Source organism: Gemmatimonas sp. UBA7669 (assembly GCF_002483225.1).
GTDB lineage: Bacteria > Gemmatimonadota > Gemmatimonadetes > Gemmatimonadales > Gemmatimonadaceae > Gemmatimonas.
Genome location: NZ_DLHL01000051.1, coordinates 21,747 through 47,282, shown reverse-complemented (window position 1 = coordinate 47,282; position 25,536 = coordinate 21,747). Strand labels below are relative to the sequence as shown.

Below are 25,536 nucleotides of genomic sequence, written 5' to 3'. Positions count from 1 at the left end.
AAGGAGTGCGGGACATCGTTCATAAAATCGCGCCACTGACTCCAAGCACAACAACGACAATGAGCGGTACACTCCACGTCATCGGCGAACGGCCTCGGAGTTGACCGGTGTTGGCGTGGCCATCTCGGCCGTGATGCGCCGCGTGTCCTCCTCGTGTGTCTCACTGCGCTCGTCAGCCGGAATGATGCCGGCATCGTTGAGCATCAGGCCCACGGCATCCGGCACCATGGACGGCCACAGCAGGATGCCCTCAAGACGCACCAGGCGCCGGCGCGCGCGACCGGTGCCAGCGTACTTCCGGCGCGCCCAGAGCTCATACAGGACCGTGAGCGCGCCACCAAACGCTGCAAACACGCTCCATGTCACCACGGCCTCGCGCCACGGCAGGTCCACCAGCATCCACACCAGAACCCCGTAGCTGAGCGCCAGGCCCATCAGGCCCATGCCGCGACGCAGCGCCGCATTGAGCACCACGCAGGCCGTGGTCCACAGCAAGACACCGAAGAGCACGATAGCCCACATGAGGTTGACGTAGAGAAACGTCATGGCTGCCTCGGGCGAATGTCAGGCATGGGTGGGATTCTGCGACGGCGGGAAGGAGCGGGATCCTCGATTCTGCACCCTCGTATTCGGCGCCGTCAACCGCTGTACGACATTCGTCAACTGCAATTCTGGTCAAGCAAGCCAGCGCGGGCTCGGCTATTTCTTCTGCATGTCACCCTCTCGCATCACACACAGCCGGAGCAGCCCAATGTTGGTTCAAGCGGCACTCCGGCAAATCCAACGGCGCCAGGAGGAGTCGCCGCTCACGCTCCATGCACTTGCCACTTCGCTCGAGGTCTCACCCTTCCGGTTGATTCGCGCATCGCGTCACGTGCTGGGCTTGAGCATCATGGACGTGGCGCGCCGCATCAGACTGCGCCGCGCGGCCATGAAGCTGGCGTTTCGTCATGGTGAACCCATCGCCGCCATTGCGCTGCAGAGCGGGTACGAGAGCCACGAGGCCTTCACACGAGCCTTCAAACGCACACTGGGTGTGTCTCCGCGCACGTTTCGGAATCGGCCGGATTGGAGCGCGTTTCATCATGCATTGAACATTCCGGCTTTTCATGATGCGGGCGTGGAGTCGCGCAGTCGCTCCGCTGCGCAACAGCGCGCACACGCGTGGTCCGGCCTGGTTTCAGTTGTTCGGCTTCCCGCGCAGCGAACATTGGCCCTGATGCATCATCCTCAAGATGCTTCGGGGGCGTTGGAGGACACGTTACAGCGCTTTGTCTCCTGGCGGCGGCAGCGCGGGGGACTTTCGCCACGAACGCACGCCACATGGAACGTGCTTTTTGCGCCACTCACGCCATCGAGCGGGCCATCCATGGCCATCGCGGTTGCCACGTCGGCGCGACTGCGCGCCGATGATCGGGCGGCCGGCATCGCGCCGCTCATGATTGGCGGCGGGCGTCACGCGCGTCTTCGTCTCGAAGGGCCGGACTCGCAGATCGGAGCTGCCGTCACCTTCCTCACGCACACCTGGTGTCCTGCGCATGAAGTCATTCCTGGCCAGACTCCGCTGCTGTTGCGGCGAGTTCGCCTCTTTCCCGACGTACCGGAGCATTTAGTGGTGACAGACATTCACCTCCCGATCGAGGAGAAACCGCAGCATGACGTCTGACGTTGCGCGGGTTGGCGCCCGCAGGCTGGATGCGCATAGCGGAGGTACGGCGTTGCCACTGCTGGCACTCTTTCCGACTGGCGCCGCGGCAATCGAACAGCGATTTGGTCCGTACACCATGACGGTAGCGATGGATGCCCCCGTCGCGCCGAGTGGTGAGGGCTTGAGGCCGGTGGCGCTTATCAGTCATGGCAACACCGGCTCACCGCTCACGCATCGCGGCACAGCGATGGCGCTCGCGCAGGCCGGGTTTGTGGTGCTGCTGCCGGAGCACGTAGGCAACAGCCGCAGCGAAGCGTCGCTTACCGGTACTGTGGAGCTCTTGCGAGTCCGCCCGCAGCAGCTGTGCGATGCCGTGGCCGCTCTGCACCAGGACGCGTTGTTGTCGCCGCATGTGAGCCGTACGCGCCATGTCCTCATTGGCCACTCCATAGGCGCGTATACGGTGCTCGCTGCCGCAGGTGGGCAGCCGGTCAATACTCCGTATGACAGTCCCGACAACCCACCGGCCCAGCTTGATGTGGCAAAGCTGGATGGTGTGGTGGGCCTCGTGCTGCTGGCTCCCGCTGCGGGCTGGTTCATGCCACCGGCACGACTGGCCGGGGTAACTGCGCCGGTGCTGCTCTTTCGAGGCGAAGAAGACCGCGTGACGCCGTCATATCACGCGGAGATCCTGCGGGGCGGCCTTGCGGCGACGCAGCTCCAGGAGATCCCGGTGGCAAATGCCGGCCACTTCAGCTTTCAGTCGCCGTTCCCGGCGCAGATGGCCGTGCCTGGCTTCGCGCCGGCAATCGACCCGCCGGGCTTCGATCGCGTGGCGTTTCATGCAGAGATGAACGAGCAGATCGTGCGCTTCGCGTTGGCATGTTGTCGCGGCTGAAGCGGAAACAGCACGGATCAATGCGGCTCAGCGGTCGCTGTCAGCTTTCCCCAGCCGACCCCAAGCCTGCAATAAGCGCCGCCAAACCGCGCTCGAACCCGTCCAGGGGCCCGCTGCTGCCGAACATGCCCGCCGCACGCAGTGAGGCAAAACCGTGGAGGAAGCTCCAGGCCGCCACGGCCGCGCCGGTATCGTCGGGGTTTTTCGTGAGGCGACCAACCACCTGCAAGACCAGATTCCACAATGCCTTGCGCTCAACCCCGGGCTGTGCAGACCAGGTCGAGCCACTGGTGTCCGTGGTGAGAGCTGCATACAACCCCGGTTCAGCGGCCGCGAAGTCAGCATAGGCCGTCGCCAGCGCCTTGAAGGCCCCATCGGCGCCGAGTGCCCGATGCTCGGCGACGGCCACCGCGGCCCTGGCCTGCCCCGCAAGCTGAGAGGCCGCGCGCTCAGCAACCAGTGCCATTAATCCGTCACCATCTGTGCAGTATCGGTACAAGGCGGTTGGTCGGACGCCCAAACGCTCCGCCACCGACCGAACACCGACCGCGGGAAACCCGCCCTCGCGCGCCAAGGCCGTGGCCGCGTCGGCGACCTGCTCGACAGAAATCTTCGAAGGATATGGCATAATGTACAATGTACATCTTGACGAACCAGCAAACCAGTACAATATGTACAGTGTACACCTTCAGGAGACTTTGATGATCGACCCGAACGCTTCCTCCGCCCCGGCACCCGTCGACACGCGCTGGACCGTCCGCCACCTGCGACTCGAAGGGCTCGCCTTGCTCGTGGCTGCCGCGGCCACCTACTCCTGGCTGCCCACCTGGTCAAACGCTGCCTGGGGCTGGGCCGCCTTCGCCGCCGCATTCCTGCTGCCCGACCTCGCCATGCTCGGCTATCTCAAGTCGGCACGCGTCGGCGCGCTCGCCTACAACCTCGCGCACACCGAGTGGCTGCCGGCCACCGTCCTTGGTCTGGGACTGTGGTCACATCAGGCATCCCTGGTCAGCGCCGCCATTGTCTGGCTGGCACATATCGGCTTTGACCGCGCCCTTAGGTACGGACTCAAATATCCGAACGCCTTTGGCTACACTCACCTGGGACGCATAGGACGTCCGGCGGGCGACGCACCGACGTTGGCGCCTCGCAGGTAGCTGGTCCGCCCACCCACGACCGTGCGCTCCACCTGCACCGTGAACAGCGAATCCGTCGGCAAGGCAAACGGGTCGCGATCGAGCACCACGAAATCCGCCAGCATCCCGGCGCGCAGCGTGCCCACCTGCGCGTCGAGAAACGCCGCGTAGGCCGCGTCCCGCGTGAAGTGTCGCAACGCGGCGTCGAGTGTGATGCGACCGTCCGGATACCAGCCACCACGTGGCGTGCCTTCCACCGTGGTGCGGTTAACCGCCACGTGAATGCCGCGCATGACGTGCATGGGAAACACCGGATGATCGCTGCCAAACGCTTGCACCACGCCCGCGTCATCAAACTGCTTGAAGTGATTGGAACGCGCCGCGCGCTCCGGACCCAGCAGCGGCGCATAGTTCTGCAGCGTCGTGACATCGGGCGTCGCAAACAGCGCCTGCGTGCTGGCCACGACACCGAGTGTGCGGAACCGCGGCACATCCTGCGGGTCCGGCACCTCTACGTGTTCAATGCGATGGCGCGTGTCGCGCACACCCTTGGTGCGCTGCACCGCCTCGAAGGCATCAAGCGCCTGACGGATGGCACGATCACCAATGGCATGCAGCGCCACCTGCAGACCCGCCGAGTCGTAGCGTTGCACGCCGCGGCGTAGTGCCGCGTCGGTCATGAAGGGCAGACCGCGATCCGTTGTCCCCACATAGGGCGATAGCATGGCCGCCGTGCGCGCATCCACCGTGCCGTCCAGCATGCCCTTGGCCACCCAGAAGCGCAGCCAGGGCCCACGCAGTGAATCGGCCAAGGTCACGTAGCGCCGCAGCACGGAATCGGCCACATCAGGACTGAACGGCACCGAGACATACCAGCGCAGGCGAAGCGAGTCCGCCGCGGCGGCCTCGCGCAGCGCGTCGAACACCTGACCGCGTGGCGCGCGGCCCGACATCTCCTGCACCATCGTGATGCCCAACGCCGCCGCGTCACGCGACAGTTCATCGATGCGGCGCGCGATATCGGCCGGTGTCGGCGGCGGCACCAGTCGGCGTACCAGCGACGCGGCGGATTCCTGCAGCACACCCGTTGGCGAACCGTCGGCGTCTCGCACAATGCGGCCGCCGTCCGGGTCCTTCGACGCGCGTGTGATGTTGGCCAGGCGGAGCGCTGCACTGTTCACCACGACCTGGTGTCCATCGCGATCGGTGAGCAGCACCGGACGATCCGCATACAAGGCGTCGAGATGACGACGATGCGGTTGACGATCCGGAAAGTCCGTGGCGGTCCATCCGCGTCCCACAATCCACGCATCGCGCGATCGTCCAACGGCCCACGCTGCCAGGCGCGACGCGATCTCCGTCACGCTGCCCGCGCCATTCAGGTCCGCGCTGCTGGTGGTGGACAGATGCCAATGCGCATCGATGAAACCCGGCACAACACGCCGACCCTCGAGGTCGAGCACCACGGTGTTGGGCCCGACGTAGCGCGCGGCGCTGTCCGACGAGCCGACGAACAGCAATCGCCCGTCTCGCAGCACCAGGGCCTCGGCTGCGGGCTGCGCGCTGTCGCCTGTCCACACCCGCGCGTTGCGGTACACGGCATCAGCGGCCTGAACCGGCGCGGCAGCCGCACTGCGTGCATCCCGCCGCTTGGCTGCGAACAGTGCCACACCCTCGAAGCTGGCCACAGCCAGCATCAGGACGAAGAAGATGACGGCGCTGTGGCGTGACGCAAACGCCACGAAGGGGGGCAGGTCGTCTGGTTCGCGTGGCGACTTTGGCGAAGACATGGAGGCGAGGTGAGTGAATGGGCGACAGGCGAAAGCTGCAGCACTCGAGCCGGGGGCGCCATTCGCCCATGTCACTGACTGGCGCAGAATCTCCCGCGTGGCGCTAAACTCTTCGCATGACTTCGCGCCGTGACATGCTTCGGCACTTGACGCTGACTTCTCTGGCCGTTTCGCCACTTGGCGCGGCACTGCGGGCAGCGCAGGCCATACCGGTCCGCCCAATTCGTGCACACGAGCATCGCGCCGATCTGATCATCATTGGTGGCGGCACGGGCGGTTGCGCGGCAGCGTTGGCTGCGTGCACCCGCGGACTCCGCGTCGTCATGACGGAGGAGTCCGGGTGGATTGGGGGCCAGTTCACGGCGCAGGCCGTGCCGCCCGATGAGAACAAGTGGATTGAATCCATCGGCGGGACGCGTACCTACCGGCAGCTGCGCACGGCGGTGCGCGATCACTACCGCGCCAATCCGCGTCTGCTGGACAGAGCCCGCCAGAACCCGCGACTCAACCCGGGCAACGGATGGGTGTCCCGCGTATGCGCCGAACCTCGCGTCTGGCTGGCAGCCATCGAGGCGCAGCTCGCGCCATACCTCGCATCGGGGCAGTTGCAGGTCCTGCATCACACACGTGCCGTGGCCGCAGACGTGGATCGCGATGTTGTGCGCTCTGTACGGGTGCGTCAGGCTGATGGGAGTGAACTGCTGCTCGAAGCACCGTACGTCGTGGACGCCACGGAACTTGGTGAACTCAGTGCGCTGTGTGGGGCCGAGCTGGTCATGGGCGCCGAGTCACGCGCGATGACCGGCGAACCGCATGCACTGGACGAAGCCCAGCCGGACAACCAGCAGAGCTTCACCGTGGTCTTTGCCATGGAGTACCGACCTGGCGAGCAGCACGTCATCGATCGGCCTGCTGACTATGCCCGCTGGCGCCGCGAGACCGTGAGCGTGAACGGCACCGCATGGCCCCTGCTTGGCTTTGACGAACCCGCCAACAAGCGCATTGGATTTGACCCGGACAAGCGAACCGGCTACTGGTCGTATCGACGCATCATCGATCATACCCTGTTTGCACCGGGCACCTACGCCGGTGATGTCACGCTCGTGAACTGGTGGCAGAACGACTACCACCACGGTCCACTGGTGGGCGTTCCACAACGCGAGGCCACCGCGCATGTGCAGGCGGCGGGTGCGTTGTCACTCAGCCTGTTGTACTGGCTGCAGACCGAAGCCCCACGCCCTGACGGGGGCACCGGATGGCCTGGGCTCAAGCTGCGCCCGGACATCGTGGGTACCGATAGCGGCTTGGCCATGACGCCATACGTTCGCGAGAGCCGGCGTTTGCTCACGCGGCGAACCGTGCGTGAGCAGGATGTGCTGCGTTCTCTGCTGCCGACAGGCACCGAGACCACGGCGTTCGCCGACAGCGTGGGCATCGGCCACTACGCCATGGACCTGCACCGCACCACGCGTGGTGACAGTGGCGGCTACGGCGATACCGTGCCGTTTCAGATTCCACTCGGTGCGCTCGTTCCCGTTCGACTGCGCAACCTGCTGCCGGCCTGCAAGAACTTTGGTGTCACGCACCTCACCAACGGTTGCTATCGCCTGCACCCCATCGAGTGGAACGCTGGTGAAGCCGTTGGTCATCTGGTGGCGCACGCGATCACCTCACGGCGCACGCCGGAGGCCATTCACGCCAACGCCACGCACACCGCCGACTATCAGCGGGAACTGCAGCAGGCAGGTATTGGCCTCAGTTGGCCCACGCCACTGCCCGCGAAGTAGCACACAGCGACTCCGTTTCGCGGGACGAACTCTCCGTTCTCAGAGATGGACCGCGTTGATTGGGGACCAAATAGAATCGCGGCAGACGAGGGCGTGCCAACGCGCGAGCCTGCGTTGATTTAATCGCGCAGACGCACGACACAGCGCGTAGAATCCACAGTGTCCGGAAGGAGTCTGCACCACTTCCCATCATCAATCGTGAGCTCGCATGCTGCCGTCTCTGCCGCTCCTCGTCCCGCTGCTTGGCCTCGCCATTGCGTCGCCTACAGCCGATCCATCGTCAGCGCGCACCGTCCAACCTGCCGCGGTCGTCTTCGACGGCGTGCACGTGGTGAGCATGGAGCGCGACGCCATCGACCGCGACCGGGTGGTGCTGGTGCGCGACGGGCGCATCGAGGCCATCGGTTCCCGCAATCAGGTCAAGGTGCCCGCTGGTGCCACACGCATCGATGCCCGCGGCAAGTATCTCATGCCTGGCCTGCACGACATGCACGCGCATCTCGCGCAAGGCACGGGTGAGAACATGGACGCGGCGCAGCGTCAACTCACGGTGTACCTCGCTTTCGGCGTGACCACCGTGCGCGCACTCGCCGCGCCGCCCTCGGGCTTCGAGGTCAAGCGCCGTGTGAACAGTGGGCAGTTGCTCGGCCCGCAGCTCTTCATCACCGGACAGTCCATCAATGGCCAGTCAGCGGCCACCCCGGAGGCGGTCACGGCGCTCGTGAAGCAGATGGCGTCACTTGGCGCAGACGTCATCAAGACGCACGGCATGTGGAAGTCCCCCGAGCCCTACACGGCGCTGGTCGAAGCCACGCAGGCCGCCAAGCTGCCACTGGCGGGTCACGTCACGCCGGAGTTCGGCATCGAACGCGCCATCGAAGCGGGACAACAGATCGAGCATCTCGACGGCATGATTGCCGCGACAGTCCCGCCGGGCACGGCGGTGCCACCCGGTCAGTTCGTCTTCGAGGAAGCGGTGCTGGCCCAGGTGGACAGCGCGCGCGTTGATGCCCTGGCGCGTCGCATGGCACAGCGCGGCATTTACCACGGCCCTACCCTCGCACTCTTCCGCATCTTTGCCGGCACCGAAACAGCGGAGAGCCTCCGGGCGCGACCTGACACCATGTTCACGCCGCGGCAGGCACTCGAGCAGTGGACCCTGCAGCGCCGCAATCAGCTGCAGCAGCCGCTGCCCACATCAGCGCGCGAGCGCTATCTCGCCGTGCGCGACATGATGGTGCGACGCCTTCAGGCGCATGGCGTGCCGCTGCTGGCCGGCAGCGACGGATCGCAGTTCTTCATGGTGCCTGGCTTCGGTTTGCACCGCGAACTCGAAGCCCTCGTGCAGGCCGGTCTCACGCCCTATCAGGCGCTGTTGGCCGCCACCCGTACGCCGGCCACGTATCTGGGGCGCGGCGCGGTGACGGGCACCATCGCCGTGGGCAAGCAGGCTGACCTCGTGCTGCTCGACGCGAATCCACTCGAGAATATCAGCAACGCGCGCCGCATTCAGGGCACCATGCTGCGCGGTCAGTGGCTGGACCGCGCAGCACTCGACGACATGGAGCGCCGCGTGACGGCTGCGGTGCGCGCGCTGTAAGGTGCGCCCGGTTCGGCCGCCTCAGCGGATGATGTAGAACTGCTCCTGCCGGGGACGGAAGAACCGATAGCCGTCCTCGGTCAGGTAGGCGTCATCCTCGAACATCACGAACACCTTCTTGCCGTTCCACTCCGGCACGGCCGTGGCCGTGTTGAGTTCGATGGACATATAGGAGCCAAGGCGAAGCCGCGAGTTCTGTGCTGTCGTATCGCTGCGCAGACCGCTGCGGAAATCAATGGACGTGCCGAGACCGTGGCCCTGATTGCCGATGGGATGAGAATAGATCATCGCCTCGATGCCGCGCTCCTTCATCTCAGCCATCGTATTGTTGAACACCGTACCACCAGTCAGCCCGGGCCGAGCATGCCGCCGCATGAGCGCATCCTGCAGCGTGTTGGAATTGGCCATGGCCTGCTTGAGCCCCGCTGGTACGTCGCGTTCACCGGGCTTGAGCACATAGGCCATCTTCTGCCAGTCGGTGTCGAAGCCCATGTAACTGATCCCAAAGTCGATGTGTACCACATCACCGCGCTGGATCACGGTGGCCTCGGGCGCCACCGCCAAAAAGCCGCGCGACGTAGCCACGTCGCCCGTGGCGCGCTGCACACGCAGGTCGGGCTGGAACCAGGTGCGAACACCGGCCGCCCAGAGCATGTCGAACAATGCACGCCGCACATCACCCACCGTGGTCTTCCCCGGCGTGATAACGGCATTGGAAAGCGCCCGCTTCACGATGGCTTCGGTGACCTGCACCGCGGTCGTGTAGTGCGGCATCTCCTCGGGCAAACGCGTGTCGAGATACTCCTGCACCAGCTCGCCCGCACTCACAAAGCGCTTCTCCGCGTCCGGTCCGAGCGTCTCGGCCAGGAAGCGATAGGCATCGTAGCCCAGCGTGCGGGTCTGTCCGCGCGTGCCGCGAATGCCGAGGCCAATGGTGGCCGGCTGGTACTGTGCGTAGAGATCACGCAGCGTCGCGGCTGGTGGCCGGGGCTCCGTGAACGGTGCGTCAAAGAAGCGCGCGAGATTCTCTTCGGTGTAGCCGGTAATGGCAAACTTGCGCAGTCCCTGCGCACCGGCATCGATGAACACGAAAATGTCCCGATTGCCGGTGTAGGGGCGCGGCGGCGCCACGGCATGCACCAGCGGATCGTCGTGGAACTCCTCGTTGACCACAATCCACATGGCAATGCCATGCCGCCGCATCATGGGAAGCAGCATCGCGTGGCGCTTGCCCAACCAGCTCTCGCGCACCGCGATCTGCTCCGACCAGGGCAGCAGCGCATCGGCCTCGGGCACGCGCATCGCGAGTGCCGGGGCCAGCGCAGACTGCGGGCGCGGCCGGTCGCTCGAAGTGGTCGGTCGCGTGGATTGTGCGGCGAGCGGTGCGGCGAGTGGCGCGCCGAGAATTGATGCGGCCACGACGGCCAGCAGCATGACGGGAGCGGAAGGCATGATCCGAGGCATGTCCAATGCTATCCGGCCGTCCTGCGCTTGGCGAGTTCACGCTCCGCACAGGGCCTGTGAACGGATCGCGCTCCCATGGCGTTGTGCATGGCATGAACCCGCATGCCGCGTCCTACCGGGCCATCGACCACACCATCGGCAACACGCCCCTGGTGCAACTACAGCGCCTCCCTGCTGCCTTCGGTGCAGGTCATGGCACCGTGGTATTGGGCAAACTTGAAGGCAACAACCCCGGCGGCTCCGTCAAGGATCGCCCCGTGCTGTCCATGATTCGTGGCGCCGAAGCGCGCGGCGAGATTCGGCCCGGTGATCGGCTCATCGAAGCCACCAGCGGCAACACGGGCATTGCCATGGCCATGATCGCGGCCATGACGGGCTACCGCATGACGCTCATCATGCCCGACAACCTGAGCGCCGAGCGGCGCGCATCCATGCGGGCGTATGGGGCCGAACTCATTCTCACACCGGCGTCGGCTGGTGGCATGGAGTACGCGCGCGATCTCGCCATGCAGATGCAGGCGCGCGGCGAAGGACGGGTGCTGGACCAGTTTGCCAACCCGGACAATCCGCGCGCCCACTATCAGAGCACGGGCCCCGAGATCTGGCGCGACACCGGCGGGCGACTCACGCATTTCGTGAGCGCCATGGGCACCACCGGCACCATCATGGGCGTGGGGCGGTACCTGCGCGAGCAGCGGGCCGGCGTGCACATCATCGGCGCGCAGCCCAGCGAAGGCTCGCAGATTGCCGGCATCCGCAAGTGGTCGGCGGCCTATCAGCCGAAGATCTACGATGCCACCGGTGTCGATCGCATCGAGCTGGTGTCGCAAGCCGAAGCCGAGGACATGGCCCGTCGCCTGGCCGCGGAAGAGGGCATTTTCTGTGGTCCCTCCGCCGCCGGCGCCTGCGTGATTGCGTTGCGCATGGCGGCCGAGGTGGAGAACGCCACCATCGTGTTCATCGTGTGTGACCGCGGTGACCGCTACCTGAGCACGGGCATCTTTCCGGCGTAGACCTCAGCGGACCTGCCGCGGCTCGCTGTGCGTCTCGGCGTCCAGCGCCTTCACCCGCACCGCCGTCCCGTAGCAGATGACCTCGGTCACACCGCCCATGATCTCGGTGGCGTCATAGCGAATGCCGATCACCGCATCGGCGTTGGCCATCTCCGCCTGCACCAACATGGTGTTGAAGGCGTCGGCCCGCGTGCGCTCGGCCAGCTGCGTGAACAGTGTGATATTGCCGCCAGCCAGGGTCTGAATGGTCGCGCCGATGGTGCCAAACACCGAGCGTGAACGCACCACCACCCCACGCACCACACCGAGCACCGCCACGATCTTGTAACCGGGCAGGTCAAAGCCCGTGGTGGTCATGTGGTACGGGAAGTCAACGGCCTGTGAGTGAACGATGTCAGTCATGCGTCCACGTTACGGCGCCGTCGCGGTTTGCGCGAGATGGTCGCCGTCAGTTGCTCCACCGGCTGCTGGATCTCCGTGAGGTAGTCCGCGGCGCCCGGCTCGGTGGGAAGATGCAAGGAGACTTCCCGCGCACCGTCCAGCGTACGATAACCATTGCGCTCCGCCCACTCGCCGATCTGCCCATAGCCGAGAATGATGCGCTCCAGTGGACCGCGCATCACGGTGGTGGCTGCTGAGTCCACGGCGGGAAGAAGACGCGGGACAAGTCGCAGACCGTCGGCGAGTTCAGTCTCGACCGTGCGGAGGGAACTGGTGTGGCAGCCCAGCTCGAGATCGAGCGCGCGGTGGCTGTCGTGGGCCGCATGACAGATGCAGTAGCAGAGACCATGCTGGCGGTCCTCTGGCAGTGCGGCGCGGATGCGCAGCAGCAGCGACAATCCCTCTTCGAACGTCGCCACGGTGACCCGCGCCCCCAGCACGGGCTGCGCCGTCAGCGATTTCACCACGACGTGCAGCGGCCGACCGGACTCGCTCTCCCGAATGGCATCGAGTCGCGCCTCAATGCGGCGCACCCGCTGCGCCTCCTCCGTGATGCGCCGTTCGATCTCCGCTTTGCGCTGCTGCAGCAGGTCGTGCAACGCCGCCACGCCAATGCGCTCGTCGAGCAGACGGCGCACTTCACTGAGCGACAGCCCCAGATCCTTGAGCGCGAGAATGCGGTTGAGCGCCGACAACTGGTCCGCCTGATACAACCGTCGTCCGGTGCGCACATCACTGTGCGCCGGTTCGAACAGGCCGATCTGATCGTATTAGCGAAGCAGACGCTTGGAGACCCGCGCGATGCGGGAGAATTCGCCGACAGTGAACATGGTGGGAACATGCACCCAAACGGGCGGGACTTGCAGTTGACGTTACGTCACCTTGCAGTGTGCAGGGGTCCATCCCAACCCCACACGGAGCCCATACCATGTCACAACGTGCCGTTCGTCCCATTCTGGTCACCAGCGCCCGAGGCAAGACCGGCCGGCGAATCGCTGAGCGTCTGACGGACGCAGGCATTCCCGTTCGCGCTGCGTCACGCAGCAGCGCTCCGGCCTTCGATTGGAGTGACCGCAGCACCTGGCCCGCCGCGCTCGCCGGGGTGCGGGCCGCGTACATTGCCTATCAACCGGACCTGGCCGTCCCGGGTGCGCTGAGCGACATCGCACACTTCGTGGAACTCGCGCGCTCGGCAGGTGTGGAGCAACTGGTGCTGTTGTCCGGACGTGGTGAAGTGGAAGCCGAGGCGTGTGAGCAGGTGGTGCAGCAATCGGGGCTGACCTGGACGGTCCTGCGGGCCAGCTGGTTCTTTCAGAACTTCAGCGAGAGCTTCATCGCACCGATGGTGGAAGCTGGCGCGGTCTATCTGCCCGTTGGCGCCGTGCAGGAGCCGTTCGTGGACTGCGAAGACATTGCGGATGTGGCACTCGCCACACTGCGTCATCCGTCAATGCATGCGGGCCAGGTGTACGAACTCACCGGACCGCGTCTTCTCACCTTCGGCAACGCCATCTCGGAGTTGGCCGAGGCCACAGGGCGCGACATTTCCTTCACCAGCATCCCCATGACGACATTTGAAGAGGTCTTGCTGGCCGACAACCTGCCGAGTGAGCTGGGTCAGTTGATGCGCTATCTCTTCACGACCGTGCTGGATGGGCGCAACGCCTCGTTGACCGACGGGGTGCAGCGCGCGCTTGGCCGTGCCCCACGCGACTTCCGCCAGTACGCGCAGGAGCTGGTCGAGCTTGCTCCCAACGGCTGAACACGGTCATTTCGCCCGACGTGCACTGCGTCGCGCCAGCGTCTTCTCGAAGAACCAGTGCGCGTACGGATTCTCGTTGTAGCGCGGGATCTGCACCCAGCCGCTGCGCTCGTACAGCGCCCGGGCCTCGGTGAGTGCCTCGTTGGTGTCGAGCCGCAGCGTGTGAATACCCAGCGTGCGTGCGGCATCCTCGGCCTGCTCCATGAGACGGCGTCCGAGGCCAAGGCCGCGCGCCGCTGGTGCCACCCAGAGGCGCTTGATCTCCGCGGTGGCACCGCCGTCTCCAACAACACATACACAACCGAGCGGCAGGCCGTCGGACATCGCCACCAGAAACGTGCCCAGCGGCGCAACGAGGGACGCACGGGACGGCGGCACGGACTGCGCCACATCAAAGCCGTTTGCGAATCGTGCGTTGACCTCGGCGTAATACTCCGCCAGACAGTATTGCGCCGTCTCGTCATCCGGATCCGCCGTTTCGATGACCACCCGATCGGCAGCCAGTACGGTCGCCACCAGATCCAGCGCCGCAAGGAAGCGCTCGCGATGCGGATAGCGCGCGAGGGCGGCCCGCGCGCGGGCATTGGACAGCGTTTCATAGGCGCGGAACTCGCGCCGTCCGGCGGCAGTGAGCGCCACGGTGCGCCGGCGACCGTCCTGTGCATCGGCCACTACGGCAACCAGACCCTCATCCTCGAGACTGCGCAGCAAACGACTCATGAGGCCTGAGTCGAGGCGCAGATACTGTCGAAGCACGGCCACATCTTTGAGGCCGTGGCCAACCGCGTTGAGTACGCGGGCGGCGCCCAGCGGGCGGCCACGGCCAAGGAAGGATTGGTCGAGCGCCCCGACTTCGGTGGTCACGGCGCGGGCAAATCGGCGGAAGCGGGCTTCGGGGGTGAGCATATAGCTGACTTTAGTCAGACATCATCCACCCCGCAACCGCGGGCAACTGCCGTGTGGCGTCAGCCCAGATTCAGCAGTTCGAGCAGTCTGGCCACCAGCATCTCTGGCGGATCGGACACATCGAACGGCTCGCCCAGTCCCGAGCCTGCGTGTGCGTACAGGACCGCACGTTCCGCGGCAACGGTTTCGCGTTCGAATTCCACCTCATCGAGTGCGCGAGCCTGCTGCCTTCGCGCGATGCGGCGCAGGTTCTCCGCTTCAGGCAGCGTGAGCAGGAAGCAGCGCAGCTCGGCGTCATCGTCCACCCTGCGCAGTCGGCTCCGCAAATCGTCCAACTGCTCGGGCGCACTCCAGTAGTGATTGATGACCGCGTGCCGGTAGCCCGCACGTTGGTGATGCGCGATCAGCAGGGCCAGCGTGTCATGCAGGTAAGCCACCTCGTCGTCTGGCGGCGGATTGAGCGCCACGACGTGATCGCCGTCGAGCATCACGGAAGACTCGAGCTGCTCGTGCAGCGCCTCGGCGAGTGTGGATTTGCCAATACCAAGTGGGCCGTTGAGAACGATGATCACAGCTTCATACGCGAGCAAGAGGTGAGATGAGCACCGCCGGATGTCGCAGCCCGGCGAATGCGGCGAGAGAGGCGGAATCTATCACCGTGCGGTCGCACACCATCACGACGAACTCGGCGGAAGAAACCTTGTCATAGGTCGTTCGCCCCTGCAGCGAACGTGCTGCATTTACGAATGCGCGGTTCAATCCTAGTGTAGCGGTCCGCCATATCGGGCGCCTTCCCACGCACGATCCCGGTCCACTCGCCTTGCACATGGAGACTCACGCATGCCGACGCTTCGCCCTGCAGTTCATCTCGTGCTCGAGCGTCGTCTCGACGTCTTTGCCTTTGATCAGGGGGCGCCGCTGCTTCGTGCAGCCAGCTACCGACGGGGCGCCGAATGGCGTGACTGGCACAAGATCCCCAGTCTGCCAGCCTTTGCACGCGGCCCGCATTCGCCGGGCGTCTGCGGTTCGGCAGACGGACGCCTGATGCACATCGTCGCACGCGCGTCCGAAGTCTTTGGCGACGCCGGTGTCTTTTACACCCGAAGCTGCGACTACATGCAGGATTGGGACATCGAGTGGAGAAAGATCGGCAACGCGGTCGCCACTTCCGCTCCAACCATCGCCTGCTCGGGAGATGGTCGACTGTTGTATGTCTTTGTTCGTGGCCAGGACAACCGGTGTTGGTTTGTGCGCTCGAAGAACGAAGGTTGCAGCTGGGAGAAGACGTGGAACGCGATCGGCGCCGGCGTCTTCGAAACCGGCTGCAGCGCCGGCGTGAGTGCCGATGGCGAGACCCTCATCGTGGTGGGTCGTGGTACCGACAATCGATTCTGGCTTGCGCGTTCCCGGAACCGCGGACACGTGTGGGAGATCGCATGGGAGGCCATTGGCTCCGGAACGTTCTCGTCTGCGCCGGCAGTCGCCCTCTCCGCCGACGGCAGCACGTGTTACGTCGTCGGACGGGGCATGGACAACAAGTGCTGGTGGAATCGCTCCACGGACACGGGGCAGACGTGGCGAGGTTGGGAGCAGGTTCCGCATGGTGTGTTCAATACCGGCCCAGCCGCTACGACTAACTGGGACGGCAGCGAGCTCTATCTCGTGGGGGCCGGCACCGACCGCCGTATGTGGTGGGCTGCATCCTACAATCGCGGTGAGGATTGGGCGGTCGCGTGGTCGCCCATCGGCAACCGCACGTTTGAATGAGGCACTGACCATGGCTTCCCGCACCCCCAATCGCCCGCCCATCGGCCGCAACAATACCCCGCGTCTTTCGCCGGCCGCCTATCTCAACAGCAAACTCGACGACATTCGCACAACGCACGGCGTCCCCGCACTCGCCGCGGTGCTCGTGCGCGATGGCGGTGACACCGTCATCGGCCTGGCCGTCGGCCAGCGAAGGTCGGACCTGGCTGCCACGCTGAGCGCCAATGTCGTTCAGCAGTCGGACCGCTTCTGCATCGGATCGGTCTCGAAGCCCTTCACGGGCTATCTCATGGCGCGTCTGGTTCAGCAACGGTCCGACTTCGCCTGGACCACGCGCATTCGCGACGTCTTTCCGGAAATGACATCGGAGGCTTTCCGGACACGCTACCGAATCAGGGAATCGTATCTCGACAAGACGCTCGAGCAGCTCATGTCGCACAGCGCCGACCTGCCATACGCGCCCGTCAACGGGTTCGAGATGACGGTAAACCGCACCGCACTTTCTGACGCGTTCCGCACCGAGTACGCGACGGCGGACTCGCTTGCCGTGCGCCGGTACAACTACGTGGTGACGTCGCTACAGGACGAGCCCGTGCCCTCTCCCGGCTCCAGCATCGTGTATGGAGGCGGCTGCATCATTGCCGCAGCCATGGCCGAGCGTCTCACCGGAAAGTCATACGAGCAGCTCATGCAGGATGAGGTGTTCACGCCATTGGGCATGTCACGCTCCGGCGTGGGTCGCTTGGCAACGAACAGCACACCTGACGGCGTGTGGGAACACAACAGCAATCCCAGCACCGGCGTCATCACACCGGATGCTGCGGCCATCGAGCTGGTGGAGAACTTTCACTCCCACGGTCCGGCTGGCGCGGTGCACACCACGCATGCAGATATGGCCCGGTTCATCACGGCCAACCTCAGCGAGTCGGGCAAACCCAAATCGGTGGTGAACGATGCCACGCTGCGCCAGTCGCATGAGCGACCTGATGCCGGCGAATCAACGTTTACCAGGGCAGGATGGGAACGCACGGGATCGGGAACCTCCTTCTGCGTGAAACACAACGGCGACAACTGCCGCAGTCGCGCCGAACTGCGGGTGTTTCCCGGACAGAATCACGGGTATGCCGCAATGACGAACGTGTCCAATGGCTGCGCGGATGGCACACACATCGGTGCGCAAGCCGTCGCGGACACACTGTCACTGCTCAAGCAGATGCACGACGACTGGAACACCCTGTTCTGAGAATGTGTCGCGGGGGCGCCGGCTGACGGAGGAACGGCCGCAGCCGGCGCCCCTCTGGGGGACTCGCGCAGGCTATCGCGTCACCATACCGAATGGATACGTTTGCGGCGACTCCTTTCCCCTCCTGCCATGATCCGTCGCCGACTTCGCCACCTGCTGCCGTTGTCCCTCCTCCTGCTCGCGGCGCAGGATGCTCCCGCCCAACTGGCCCCCTCCGCGCTGGACAGTGCCTATCAGCCCCTCAAGTGGCGCTCCATCGGACCCTTCCGCGGCGGCCGCTCGGTCGCCGCGTCCGGCGTGGTGGGCAACGACAAGGTCTACTACATGGGCACCACCGGTGGCGGCCTGTGGAAGACCGAGAACATGGGGATCAGTTGGCGCAACATCTCCGATGGCTTCTTCACCACCGCCACCATCGGCGCCATTGCCGTAGCCGAGAGTGATGTCAATGTGGTATACGTGGGCAGCGGCGAACACGCCGTGCGCGGGGTGATGACACACTCGGGCGACGGCATGTATCGCTCCACCGACGCCGGCAAGACCTGGAAGAAGATCGGTCTCGATTCCACGCGACACATTGCACGCATTGTGGTGCATCCGAAGAACCCCGATGTGCTGCTGGTGGCGGCGCAGGGCGCGCTGTATGCCCCCAACAGCGAGCGCGGCGTGTACAAGTCGGTCGACGGCGGCGCGACCTGGAAGCGGGTGCTGTTCGTGGACGAGCGCACTGGCGCGTCCGAGCTGGCCATGGACCCCAACAACCCGCGCATTCTCTACGCTGCCATGTGGGAGCATGGCCGGAAGCCGTGGCAAGTCATCAGCGGTGGCCCGGGCAGCGCGCTCTACAAATCCACCGACATGGGCGAAACCTGGACGAAGATGACTACGGGTCTGCCCAAGAAGATGGGCAAGATGGCCGTGGCCGTCAGTCGGTCCAACAGTGAGCGCGTGTACGCGCTCATCGAGAGTGACTCGAACGAAGACGAACGTGGTCTCTATGTTTCCACGAATGCCGGGGACAAGTGGACCAAGGTCACCGATGAGCCGCGTCTGGTGCAGCGCGCCTGGTACTACATCGAACTCTTTGTCGATCCGCAGAACGAGCAGACGGTCTACGTACTGAGTGCGCCCGCCCTGCGCTCGGATGACGGGGGCCGAACCTGGAGTGAAGTGCGCGGTGTGCATGGCGACTACCACGACATGTGGATCAACCCCGCCAACTCCAGCAACTTCATTCTGGCCGACGATGGCGGCGCGGTTGTGACCTTCGACAAGGGTCAGAGCTGGAGCACGCAGGCCAACATGCCCACCGCGCAGCTCTATCGCATCAGTGTGGACAATGCGTTTCCGTATCGCATCTACGCCGGCCAGCAGGACAACAGCTCGGTCATGATTGCCAGCCGCGAGCTGGGCAGCGGCAGCATCACACCGGCCAGTTGGACGCGTTCGGCGGGCGGTGAAAGTGCCTTCCTGGCATTCGACCCCGACAACCCACGCTTCGTGTTGGGCGGCAGCTATCAGGGCACCATTGAGGTGGTGGACACGGAAGCGAAAGCATCCACCAGCATCATGGGCGCGCCCATCCAGTACCTGGGCATGGACGCCAAGGACATGAAGTACCGCTTCAACTGGAACGCGCCCATCATCTGGAGCCGGCACGAGCCCACCACCTACTATCACGGGGCGCAGATGCTGCTCAAGACCCAGGACATGGGTCGCACCTGGCGCGAAGTCTCGCCCGACCTCACCCGCAACGAGAAAGACAAGCAGGGTCGGCCCGGCGTGCCCTTCACCAACGAGGCAGTCGGTGCAGAAAACTATGGCACCCTGTCGTATGTCATGGAGTCGCCGCACGAGCGCGGGGTGATCTGGACGGGCAGCGACGACGGACTCGTACACGTCACACGTGACAACGGCGCGACGTGGAAGAACGTCACGCCACGCGGGCTGCCCGAAACGCTCATCAACGCCATTGAGGTCTCCCCGCACGACCGCGGCACGGCCTACATCGCCACCACCCGCTACAAGTTCCACGATCACGCGCCGGGTCTCTACAAGACCACCGATTATGGCGCGACATGGACAAAGATCGACAAGGGTATTCCCGCCGAGGCTTTCACGCGGGTGGTGCGCGAAGACGACGTGCGGCGTGACCTGCTGTACGCCGGAACCGAACGAGGACTGTTCCTCTCGTGGGATGGCGGCAAGAACTGGATTCCGTTCCAGCTCAATCTGCCACGCACCCCCATTACCGACCTGCGCGTGCATCAGGGCAACCTCATCGCCGCCACGTCGGGACGCAGCTTCTGGATTCTCGACGACCTCACGCTGCTGCGGCAGCACAAGCCCGACCTGCCCGCCCTGCATCTCTACCAGCCGGCCGACGCCTACCTGGTGAACGGCGGCAGCGCCCTCAATGCACCGGCCGCGGACTTCACCGGTGCCGACACCTTTGCCGGTGTCAATCCGGCCAATGGCGTGGTGCTGTACTACCAGTTGCCGGAGCTCCCCGACAGCAATCACATCACACTTGAAATCCGCGATGCGACCGGGCGTGTGATTCGTACGATCAGCTCCCGCAAGGACAGCAGCGCCAGGAGCTGGGCCGGCGGTCCGCCGGCACCGTCCACGCTGCCCAAAGCCAAGGGGCTCAACCGTTTCGTGTGGGATATGCGACACGAAACACTGCCCGGCGTACCGGGCGTGTACATCGAGGCCAGCTACCGTGGCCACAAGGCCGTGCCGGGGCGTTATCGCTTTACGCTCAAGCACGGTGACAAGACCGTTGAGAAGGACGGCACCATCCTCCCGAATCCGCTGTACGCCGTGGAAGCGGCAACTTATGCGGAATACGACGCGTTCATGACGCGAGCCGAAGCGGAACTCGCGGTCATGCACAGCACCGTGAACCGGCTGCAGGATGTGCGCACACAGCTCAAGACCATGCTGGCGGCCCTGCCCGCCGAAGAGCGCTACACCGGTGTCAGGCGCAGCGCCGACAGTCTCGCCGCGCGCCTCGCCGCCTGGGACTCGGCCATGGTCAGCCGCCGCACCCGCGCCTATGACGACGTGGAGAACTACGCACAGCAGTTCACCGCCAACTGGATGTTCATGGTCAATGCCACCGAGAGCGACTTGCCGCGCGTCAACCAATCCTCACGTGATCGGCTGACCGAACTGCAGACCACGTGGCAATCACTCAAGGCTCGATCGGATGCCTTGGTTGGCCGCGACATCCCGGCACTCAACCGCCAGCTCTGGGACCTGGGCATTGGCGCCATCCGGTTGGCACAACCGCTCAGGATTGTGCCGTGAACAAACGCAGCACAGAACCGAATCGCACGCGCCGTGACCTGCTCAAGGCAGGCGCGATAGCTGCAGCATCGCTTTCAGCTCCATCCATCCTGCTGGCGGGTGCGCCCTACGTGCCATCGCGACGCGCGTACGACCTCGTATTGCGCGGAGGTGCGGTGCTCGATGGCAGCGGCACCCCAGCGCGTCGTCTCGATATCGCCGTCACCGCCGGCCGCATCGTGGCCATGCAGCCTGCCGTCGCTGATCGCGGGACCGAGGAAATCGACGCACGCGGCATGACGGTGGCGCCCGGCTTCATCGACATCCATTCGCATGGTGACGGTGGGCTGCGCGATGACCCGCGCATGGAGAGTGTCATTCGTCAGGGCATCACCAGCATCGTGGTGGGCGCCGACGGCAGTTCGCGTTTCAGCGGTGACGCCGGCAACTCGTTTGCCGCATGGGAAGCACGCACCAACGCGCTGCGCCCCTCGGTGAACATCGCCAGCATGATCGGGCTCGGCACCGTGCGTGGTGCCGTGGTGGGCGAGTCAGATCGCAGGGCCAGCGCATCCGAGATGGCGCGCATGACCGCCATGGTGGAACGCGCAGTGTCCGAGGGCGCCTGTGGCGCCAGCTCCGGCCTTGAGTACACACCGGGCGCGTTTGCCAGCGAGAGTGAGTTGGTGGCACTCTGTCGTCCATTGAGTGCGCGTGGCTTGAGTTACGCCACACACATGCGAAACGAGGACGATCAGCTGCTCGAGTCCATCGACGAGTCCATTGCCGTGGCCCGCGGCGCGCGCTGCGGCCTGCAGGTATCACATCTCAAGCAGCAAGGCACACGCAACTGGAGCAAGATCGACGCCTGCTTTGCGCGATTGCGCGCCGCGCGAGCCGAAGGCATTGCCGCCTGGTTCGACGTGTATCCCTATGTGGCCTACGCCACCGGACTCACCAACCTCTTTCCCACCTGGTCCAGAGACGGCGGTGACGCCGCCTTTCTTGCGCGCCTCGCGGACCCGGCGACTGCCCCACGCATTCGTCAGGAGGTGCTCGCCAAGGTGGAGCTCATCGGTGGCTGGGACAATGTGCAGATCTCACGGGTGGCCCGAGCTGAAGACCGCGATGCTGAAGGCAAACGATTGGGCACCTGGGCCGCCGCGCAGCAGCAGGACCCGTACGAAGCCGTCGTTGGACTGCTGCGGCGTAACAACACCGATGTCGGCATGCTGGGCTTCGCCATGAGCGAGGACAATCTCGACCGGCTGCTGGCACACGAGTTCTCCATGGTGTGTTCCGATGGCGGCGGCTTTGCCATTGACGGACCTACGCGTCGTGGCAGTCCGCATCCGCGTGGCGCTGGCACCTTTCCGCGCGTGCTTGGTCGCTATGTGCGCGAGCGTCGCGCGCTGTCACTGGAGCAGGCGGTGCACCGTATGACTGCACGTCCGGCATCGCGTGTGCGCCTCAGCGATCGGGGGCTGTTGGCCGTTGGCATGGCGGCGGACATCGTGGTCTTTGATCCGGCCACCGTGTCCGACACGGCTACCTTTGCCAATCCGTTCCAGTATCCCGTGGGCATTGTGCACGTGGTCGTGAACGGCTACTGGTCGCTGCGCAATGGAGAACGACCTGGCGATGGCACGGGACGCGTGCTGCGCGTGGCAAGTTGAATGCCGGCCAGCACCGCGGCCAACGCGACAAACAAGCGCGCCGATACCGGCTCACCCAGCAGCAACACGCCCAGCGTGATAGCCGAAATGGGATTGAGCGCGAGAAACACGGCCACGCGTGATGGCGTGGAGCGGCGCAGCGCATAGCTCCAGAGTCCAAATCCCACGGCCCCACCCAGCGTGCCGAGGAACAGCACCGTGAGCCAGCCGTCTGTCGTGATGTCGCGTGTGTTCGCGGCAAGTCCCTGCATCAGCGCCAGCGGCGCCAGTGACAGCGCACCGGCCACCATGGCCCATGAGGTAATGGTGGCCGAGGGATAGCGCAGCAACAGGGGTCGCGACCACACGTTGTATACCGCGCCGCAGCACACGGTGGTGAAGGCGAGAAGGTATCCCACCAGGCTGTGCGGGGTATCCGCCGCCGGCGCAGCTCCCTCTCGTGATGCGAACAACGCCGGACTGATGGCCAGCACGATGCCAAACAGGGCCAGCAACTGCCCGCTGACCAGACCGACGCTTGGCCGCTCCGTGCCACGCAGCAGCGACAATGCCATCGTCACCAGTGGAATGGTGGCGAGGATCAGCGCAACCGTGGCAGCGGGCAGGTAGGTCAGCGACGCGCTGAAGCTCCACGGAAAGAGTCCGAAGAACAGGACTCCGAGCGCCAACACCTGCAGCCGGTCATGTCGCGCCATGGGAGCCAGTGCCCGACGCCTGAGCAGAGCCAACATGCAGAGGCTGCCAATTACATAGCGCATGAAGGCCAGCACGACGGGCGTGGTCTGAGGCACGACGTGCCGCGTGGCTACTACCGAGGCACCAAAGCAGATGCAGGCCAACGCTGCGGCGAGCGACGCCGATGCCGACGCTCCCGCACCACCATGAGGGGCGGTGTCCGTGGCAGGGGCAGCACCTGCTGCTGGGTGCGGCGCAGACTCACTCGGCGCAGACATGGCGGAGGGATAGTCGCCTCGCGTCACGCCGGCCAGTGGGCGGACAGCGGTTCAGCTCGCGGCGCGCGGGTTTTGCGCGTAGTATCTGACGCACGCGCGCGCTTGGTCCTGCAAAATTCGCGCGCCACCACCACTCCGAGGCGCTTCGCCATGTTCCACAAGCCGGCCGCTCTGCTCCTGTTCGCGCTGACGACGCTCCTGCAGTCTGACGCGGACCTCACGCTCCGTCCGGCGGTGCACAAGGGCAGCGACGTGCCGCTGGCGACGCCGGAGCAGTATCGCCGCGCCGCGGGGCACGTGGTGAACGACACGCTTGTCGTCACGCTCGAGTCGAGGTTGGTACGCTGGCAGCCACAGGGAACGGGCCACGCAGATGTCGCAGCGTTCACCTTTGCCGAGCCCGGGGTGGAACCGCGAGTGCCAGGTCCCATGCTCAGACATGTGGAAGGAGGCGTGGTGCGCCTCACACTGCGCAACACGCTCGAGAAGCGCATGGTGGTGCGTGGCCTTACGGGGCGTGCGCAGGGCAACCTGGAAGACTCGGTCGCGGTGCTGCCGGGCCGAGACACCACCGTCACCTTCTCGGTGGGCGCGCCGGGCGCGCATTTCTACTGGGGACGCACCACACCCACCGTACGGCATCGTGTGGCGCCCATTCCCGACTGGATGTGGAGTGGTGAAGCTGAAGAGGGACCTTTCCTAGGCGCGCTGGTGGTGGATGCCAAGGGAACGGTCCCCGATCCGCGCGAACGCACTTTTGTCATCAATCGCTGGCTCGATGAGTACGCGCCCGGCCTCACGGACACGGTCGATTGGAAGATCACCATGAACGGCGGCAGCTTCCCCAACACCGAGCCGTTGTCTTACACTGTGGGCGATTCTGTGCGATGGCGTGTCATCAATGCCTCGCTTACATCGCATCCCATGCATTTGCACGGGTTCTACTTCCGTGTTACCGGCAAGGGCAACCCGGCGTCGTGGCGCGACGTGCCGCAGGCCGAGCAGCATGATGTGGTCACTGAGCTGTTGACCGCCGGGGAATCCATGACCATGGCCTGGGTGCCCGAGCGCCCGGGCAACTGGCTGTTTCATTGTCATCTCACGCGGCACATGACGTCGGTGCAGGATTTTCCGGTGGCCAACAACGCCGGACGCGAGGCGGCGCCGCATGCCATGACCAGCCACAGTATGGCCGGGCACAACATGGCGGGTCTCGTCATGGGCATCACGGTGCGCGCCGCACCCGGTGCGTTGGCGGCGCGCGAGGAAGCCCGCGCGGCGGGTCGTGGCGCAGCGCCGGCCAACGAACGCCGACTGACGCTGTTTGCGCAGACCCGCACCGGCGTGTTCGACAGCACGCCGGGGTTTGCCTTTGTCCTGCAGCGCGGCGCACAGCGACCGGCGCGCGATTCCATCACCGTGCCCAGTCAACCGCTGCTGCTCGCGCGAGGACAGCCGGTGCGCATCGCCGTACACAACCGCATCACGTCGCCGCTGTCGGTGCATTGGCACGGCATGGAACTCGAGAGCTGGTTCGATGGTGTGGGTTCATTCAGCGGCATGGGCACTCGCCTGCGTGCGCCCATCGCGCCGCGCGACTCGTTTGTGGTGCGCTTCACACCGCCGCGCGCCGGCACCTTCATGATTCATACCCACGACGAAGCAGGCGATGAACTGGCGTCGGGCCTGTACAGCGCCATGTTGGTGCTCGAGAATCCCGCCACGTACAACCCGCGGCGCGATCACGTGGTGCTGCTGGCCACGCATGGCCCCGGCTACTTGGGGCGCGTGGCCGTAAACGGCAGGCATGAGCCGGAGCCTCTCACACTCGATGTCGGTGCCACTCACCGTCTGCGCTTTGCGAGCATTCCCAGCAACGAGCGAGTGGAGGTGTCGCTGGTGAAACGGGGTGCCGACACCACGATGGCCGTGCAGGAGTGGCAACTGCTCGCGGTGGACGGCGCCGACCTGCCGGCCAATCAGCAGCGCACCGTCAAAGCCACACGACGCTTTGGCGCCGGCATGACGCTGGATGTGGCCTTCACCATGCCCAATGAAGAAGGGCTAGCGCTGCGCGTGCGCATGGCGCCGTATGAGGCGTTTGACTTCCCGGGCAGCACGGTCTTCGTGCCCATCGTACCGCGCGCATCACGATGAC

Annotated in this window: 21 protein-coding genes and 1 pseudogene; 12 read left to right on the top strand and 10 right to left on the bottom strand. The window is 65.1% G+C overall.

Annotated features, from left to right (window positions below):
* Positions 1 to 78 precede the first annotated feature (78 nt).
* Positions 79 to 546, bottom strand: a complete 468-nt coding sequence (locus B2747_RS14280) for a hypothetical protein (RefSeq protein WP_291162296.1) — start codon at positions 544 to 546, stop codon at positions 79 to 81.
* A gap of 166 nt (positions 547 to 712) precedes the next feature.
* Between B2747_RS14280 and B2747_RS14275 the strand changes: the two genes are divergently transcribed.
* Together B2747_RS14275 and B2747_RS14270 are read left to right on the top strand one after the other, a co-directional pair.
* Entirely contained in the window at positions 713 to 1,666 is a 954-nt protein-coding gene (locus B2747_RS14275) for an AraC family transcriptional regulator (protein WP_291162293.1), read from the top strand.
* Complete coding sequence (locus B2747_RS14270) at positions 1,656 to 2,546, top strand: alpha/beta hydrolase family protein (protein ID WP_291162291.1); 891 nt, start codon at positions 1,656 to 1,658, stop codon at positions 2,544 to 2,546. Before B2747_RS14275 ends, B2747_RS14270 begins: the two co-directional genes overlap by 11 nt.
* Before the next feature lie 40 nt (positions 2,547 to 2,586).
* On the opposite strand, the gene B2747_RS14265 is transcribed toward B2747_RS14270, so the two are convergent.
* Both B2747_RS14265 and B2747_RS20270 read right to left on the bottom strand, forming a co-directional pair.
* A complete protein-coding gene (locus tag B2747_RS14265) occupies positions 2,587 to 3,012 on the bottom strand; it encodes a TetR-like C-terminal domain-containing protein (RefSeq protein WP_291162288.1) in 426 nt (141 codons plus the stop codon).
* A gap of 33 nt (positions 3,013 to 3,045) precedes the next feature.
* Positions 3,046 to 3,174 (bottom strand): annotated as a pseudogene (locus B2747_RS20270) (TetR family transcriptional regulator); the annotation flags it as partial.
* A 73-nt stretch (positions 3,175 to 3,247) separates the two neighbouring features.
* Here B2747_RS20270 and B2747_RS14260 point away from each other — a divergent pair.
* The gene (locus B2747_RS14260) at positions 3,248 to 3,703 is read left to right on the top strand and encodes a DUF4260 family protein (RefSeq protein WP_291162286.1); all 456 of its coding nucleotides are present in this window, start codon (positions 3,248 to 3,250) and stop codon (positions 3,701 to 3,703) included.
* On the opposite strand, the gene B2747_RS14255 is transcribed toward B2747_RS14260, so the two are convergent.
* Entirely contained in the window at positions 3,643 to 5,472 is a 1,830-nt protein-coding gene (locus tag B2747_RS14255) for an amidohydrolase (protein WP_291162285.1), read from the bottom strand. The genes B2747_RS14260 and B2747_RS14255 overlap by 61 nt on opposite strands.
* Before the next feature lie 116 nt (positions 5,473 to 5,588).
* Between B2747_RS14255 and B2747_RS14250 the strand changes: the two genes are divergently transcribed.
* Both B2747_RS14250 and B2747_RS14245 read left to right on the top strand, forming a co-directional pair.
* Positions 5,589 to 7,259 (top strand): FAD-dependent oxidoreductase, encoded by a 1,671-nt coding sequence (locus B2747_RS14250; RefSeq protein ID WP_291162283.1) that lies wholly within the window; start codon positions 5,589 to 5,591, stop codon positions 7,257 to 7,259.
* 208 nt (positions 7,260 to 7,467) lie between these two features.
* Entirely contained in the window at positions 7,468 to 8,859 is a 1,392-nt protein-coding gene (locus tag B2747_RS14245) for an amidohydrolase family protein (RefSeq protein ID WP_291162281.1), read from the top strand.
* Positions 8,860 to 8,880: 21 nt separating this feature from the next.
* Here the strand turns inward: B2747_RS14245 and B2747_RS14240 are convergent, their stop codons facing one another.
* Positions 8,881 to 10,311: a M24 family metallopeptidase gene (locus tag B2747_RS14240; RefSeq protein ID WP_291162279.1), complete on the bottom strand. Its 1,431-nt coding sequence runs from the start codon at positions 10,309 to 10,311 to the stop codon at positions 8,881 to 8,883.
* Between the two features lie 104 nt (positions 10,312 to 10,415).
* Here B2747_RS14240 and cysM point away from each other — a divergent pair, with 104 nt between their 5' ends.
* Positions 10,416 to 11,336, top strand: a complete 921-nt coding sequence (gene cysM, locus B2747_RS14235; protein WP_291162276.1) for a cysteine synthase CysM — start codon at positions 10,416 to 10,418, stop codon at positions 11,334 to 11,336.
* 3 nt (positions 11,337 to 11,339) lie between these two features.
* Here cysM and B2747_RS14230 read toward each other — a convergent pair whose 3' ends face one another.
* Positions 11,340 to 11,738 carry a YbjQ family protein gene (locus B2747_RS14230; protein ID WP_291162273.1) on the bottom strand — a complete coding sequence of 133 codons (399 nt, stop codon included), beginning with the start codon at positions 11,736 to 11,738 and terminating at the stop codon, positions 11,340 to 11,342.
* On the bottom strand, positions 11,735 to 12,538 hold the full coding sequence (locus B2747_RS14225; protein ID WP_291162948.1) for a MerR family transcriptional regulator: 804 nt from the start codon (positions 12,536 to 12,538) through the stop codon (positions 11,735 to 11,737). Before B2747_RS14225 ends, B2747_RS14230 begins: the two co-directional genes overlap by 4 nt.
* Before the next feature lie 167 nt (positions 12,539 to 12,705).
* Between B2747_RS14225 and B2747_RS14220 the strand changes: the two genes are divergently transcribed.
* A complete protein-coding gene (locus tag B2747_RS14220) occupies positions 12,706 to 13,539 on the top strand; it encodes an NAD(P)H-binding protein (RefSeq protein WP_291162270.1) in 834 nt (277 codons plus the stop codon).
* A gap of 6 nt (positions 13,540 to 13,545) precedes the next feature.
* On the opposite strand, the gene B2747_RS14215 is transcribed toward B2747_RS14220, so the two are convergent.
* Positions 13,546 to 14,445: a bifunctional helix-turn-helix transcriptional regulator/GNAT family N-acetyltransferase gene (locus tag B2747_RS14215; RefSeq protein ID WP_291162267.1), complete on the bottom strand. Its 900-nt coding sequence runs from the start codon at positions 14,443 to 14,445 to the stop codon at positions 13,546 to 13,548.
* Positions 14,446 to 14,504: 59 nt separating this feature from the next.
* Complete coding sequence (locus B2747_RS14210) at positions 14,505 to 15,017, bottom strand: Gar/GrdA family gentamicin resistance ATP-binding protein (protein ID WP_291162265.1); 513 nt, start codon at positions 15,015 to 15,017, stop codon at positions 14,505 to 14,507.
* Positions 15,018 to 15,285: 268 nt separating this feature from the next.
* Here B2747_RS14210 and B2747_RS14205 point away from each other — a divergent pair, with 268 nt between their 5' ends.
* The 4 genes from B2747_RS14205 (at position 15,286) to B2747_RS14190 (ending at position 22,425) form a co-directional block, all read left to right on the top strand.
* Entirely contained in the window at positions 15,286 to 16,212 is a 927-nt protein-coding gene (locus tag B2747_RS14205) for a hypothetical protein (RefSeq protein ID WP_291162262.1), read from the top strand.
* A 10-nt stretch (positions 16,213 to 16,222) separates the two neighbouring features.
* Positions 16,223 to 17,455, top strand: a complete 1,233-nt coding sequence (locus B2747_RS14200) for a serine hydrolase domain-containing protein (RefSeq protein ID WP_291162259.1) — start codon at positions 16,223 to 16,225, stop codon at positions 17,453 to 17,455.
* Positions 17,456 to 17,584: 129 nt separating this feature from the next.
* Positions 17,585 to 20,770: a WD40/YVTN/BNR-like repeat-containing protein gene (locus tag B2747_RS14195; protein ID WP_291162257.1), complete on the top strand. Its 3,186-nt coding sequence runs from the start codon at positions 17,585 to 17,587 to the stop codon at positions 20,768 to 20,770.
* Positions 20,767 to 22,425: an N-acyl-D-amino-acid deacylase family protein gene (locus B2747_RS14190; RefSeq protein WP_291162254.1), complete on the top strand. Its 1,659-nt coding sequence runs from the start codon at positions 20,767 to 20,769 to the stop codon at positions 22,423 to 22,425. Before B2747_RS14195 ends, B2747_RS14190 begins: the two co-directional genes overlap by 4 nt.
* Here the strand turns inward: B2747_RS14190 and B2747_RS14185 are convergent.
* The gene (locus B2747_RS14185) at positions 22,356 to 23,378 is read right to left on the bottom strand and encodes a DMT family transporter (RefSeq protein ID WP_291162251.1); all 1,023 of its coding nucleotides are present in this window, start codon (positions 23,376 to 23,378) and stop codon (positions 22,356 to 22,358) included. The two genes, B2747_RS14190 and B2747_RS14185, sit on opposite strands and share 70 nt — an antisense overlap.
* Positions 23,379 to 23,528: 150 nt before the next feature.
* Here B2747_RS14185 and B2747_RS14180 point away from each other — a divergent pair, with 150 nt between their 5' ends.
* Positions 23,529 to 25,535, top strand: a complete 2,007-nt coding sequence (locus B2747_RS14180) for a multicopper oxidase domain-containing protein (protein ID WP_291162248.1) — start codon at positions 23,529 to 23,531, stop codon at positions 25,533 to 25,535.
* Position 25,536 lies beyond the last annotated feature (1 nt).

Coding starts and splice junctions, on each gene's coding strand:
- B2747_RS14265 (WP_291162288.1), bottom strand. CDS start 3,012: ATGGCACTGGTTGCTGAGCGCGCGGCCTCTCAGCTTGCGGGGCAGGCC.
- cysM (WP_291162276.1), top strand. CDS start 10,416: ATGAACCCGCATGCCGCGTCCTACCGGGCCATCGACCACACCATCGGC.
- B2747_RS14205 (WP_291162262.1), top strand. CDS start 15,286: ATGCCGACGCTTCGCCCTGCAGTTCATCTCGTGCTCGAGCGTCGTCTC.
- B2747_RS14275 (WP_291162293.1), top strand. CDS start 713: ATGTCACCCTCTCGCATCACACACAGCCGGAGCAGCCCAATGTTGGTT.
- B2747_RS14200 (WP_291162259.1), top strand. CDS start 16,223: ATGGCTTCCCGCACCCCCAATCGCCCGCCCATCGGCCGCAACAATACC.
- B2747_RS14240 (WP_291162279.1), bottom strand. CDS start 10,311: ATGCCTTCCGCTCCCGTCATGCTGCTGGCCGTCGTGGCCGCATCAATT.
- B2747_RS14255 (WP_291162285.1), bottom strand. CDS start 5,472: ATGTCTTCGCCAAAGTCGCCACGCGAACCAGACGACCTGCCCCCCTTC.
- B2747_RS14270 (WP_291162291.1), top strand. CDS start 1,656: ATGACGTCTGACGTTGCGCGGGTTGGCGCCCGCAGGCTGGATGCGCAT.
- B2747_RS14260 (WP_291162286.1), top strand. CDS start 3,248: ATGATCGACCCGAACGCTTCCTCCGCCCCGGCACCCGTCGACACGCGC.
- B2747_RS14215 (WP_291162267.1), bottom strand. CDS start 14,445: ATGCTCACCCCCGAAGCCCGCTTCCGCCGATTTGCCCGCGCCGTGACC.
- B2747_RS14280 (WP_291162296.1), bottom strand. CDS start 546: ATGACGTTTCTCTACGTCAACCTCATGTGGGCTATCGTGCTCTTCGGT.
- B2747_RS14185 (WP_291162251.1), bottom strand. CDS start 23,378: ATGTCTGCGCCGAGTGAGTCTGCGCCGCACCCAGCAGCAGGTGCTGCC.
- B2747_RS14250 (WP_291162283.1), top strand. CDS start 5,589: ATGACTTCGCGCCGTGACATGCTTCGGCACTTGACGCTGACTTCTCTG.
- B2747_RS14230 (WP_291162273.1), bottom strand. CDS start 11,738: ATGACTGACATCGTTCACTCACAGGCCGTTGACTTCCCGTACCACATG.
- B2747_RS14245 (WP_291162281.1), top strand. CDS start 7,468: ATGCTGCCGTCTCTGCCGCTCCTCGTCCCGCTGCTTGGCCTCGCCATT.
- B2747_RS14195 (WP_291162257.1), top strand. CDS start 17,585: ATGATCCGTCGCCGACTTCGCCACCTGCTGCCGTTGTCCCTCCTCCTG.
- B2747_RS14180 (WP_291162248.1), top strand. CDS start 23,529: ATGTTCCACAAGCCGGCCGCTCTGCTCCTGTTCGCGCTGACGACGCTC.
- B2747_RS14220 (WP_291162270.1), top strand. CDS start 12,706: ATGTCACAACGTGCCGTTCGTCCCATTCTGGTCACCAGCGCCCGAGGC.